1 protein-coding gene and 1 pseudogene are annotated in these 1,267 nt (G+C 76.2%); both read left to right on the top strand.

Annotation, left to right across the window (positions count from 1 at the left end; translation table 11 throughout):
- A pseudogene (locus tag ACFV5N_RS27880) lies at positions 1–276 on the top strand (hypothetical protein); the annotation flags it as partial.
- A gap of 363 nt (positions 277–639) precedes the next feature.
- The gene (locus ACFV5N_RS27875; RefSeq protein ID WP_385605343.1) at positions 640–1,239 is read left to right on the top strand and encodes a hypothetical protein; all 600 of its coding nucleotides are present in this window, start codon (positions 640–642) and stop codon (positions 1,237–1,239) included.
- Positions 1,240–1,267 lie beyond the last annotated feature (28 nt).

The following is a 1,267-nucleotide window of genomic DNA, read 5'->3' as shown; positions in this document are numbered from 1 at the left end:
AGCGCTCCCATACGGGTCGCGCGGCGCGCTCCCGCTCAGCGGTGGTCCCGCTCGCCCCGCACCCCGAGGAAGGGCCGCAGCCATGACACCCCCCACGTCACCCCGCGTCCGCCCCGGCAGGGCCGCCCCATGACCACCGGGCCGGTGACCCGGCCTCCCGGCGCGTGCACGGCCGGCCGTCCGGCCCCGGAGCCCCGCCCGCTGCTGCGGGTGCGGCTGCGGGAGGCGAACCGGCTCAGCGCGTTCAACCGGCGAAGCCGGGGAGAGGGTCTGTAGGACCCGGTGTACGACGGCGACGGCGCCCCCGGTGGGCGGCGCTCGCCTCACTTCCGCCTTCCACCTTCCGCGCCCGCCGGTGTGCCGCCGCTCCGGGCCCCTGCACAGGGGAGTCCCGGCGGGTCGCGGGTGCCGCGCCGCTCCGGTCCTGTCAGGGACGGCAGGGACCGGTGCGGATCCGCCCCGGGCGGCCGTCGCCTCCAGCCGGGCGGCCGCCCGGGGCGGCCGCGGCGCCACTCACGCACCATGTGCCAAGCCGTGCGCCGTTGTTCGGGGCTCCGTCGCGCCGTGCTCTCCCGGCGCTCTCCACCGAGGCCCGGCCAACGGCCGACCCCCGACCATGACCGAGAAGGGCCTCTCGACATGCGAACCCCCCTGACCGCGGAACCCTCCGCCCCCGTCTCCCGGCGCTCCGCCCCACCCGCCTCCTCCGAACCGGCGCTGTCCCTCCCGGTGCGCCGTGCGCTGGCGGCGCTGCGGATCGCGACCGGCGTCATCTTCCTGTGGGCCTTCGTCGACAAGACCTTCGGCCTCGGCTACGCGACCGCCTCGCAGAACTCCTGGCTGAACGGCGGTTCGCCGGCCGGTGGGTATCTCTCCGGCGTCAGCGCCGGACCGCTGGAGTCCGTCTTCCGGTCCATGGCCGGTCAGGTCTGGGTCGACTGGGCCTACATGGCCGGGATGCTCGGCATCGGTGCGGCCCTGGTCGCCGGGGTCGCGTTACGCCTCACCGCCGTGGCGGGCGGCCTGATGATGCTGACGCTGTGGATGGCCGAGTGGCCGCCGGCCCGGCATCTGTCGGACGGTACGGCGAGCATGTCGCCCAACCCGCTGGTGGACCAGCACGTCGTGTACCTCGTCGCGCTCGTGGTCCTCGCCCTGTGCTCGGCGGGCCGCACCTGGGGCCTGGGCGGCCGGTGGGCACGGTTGCCGCTGGTGGCCAGGCACCCCTGGCTGCGCTGATGGACCGCGGGCGCGCGGGGAGTGAAGG

This window comes from Streptomyces sp. NPDC059853, from assembly GCF_042731495.1.
Classification (GTDB): Bacteria; Actinomycetota; Actinomycetes; order Streptomycetales; family Streptomycetaceae; genus Streptomyces.
The sequence above is the reverse complement of the archived record's forward strand: the minus strand, read 5'-3'. Positions and strand labels throughout refer to the sequence as shown.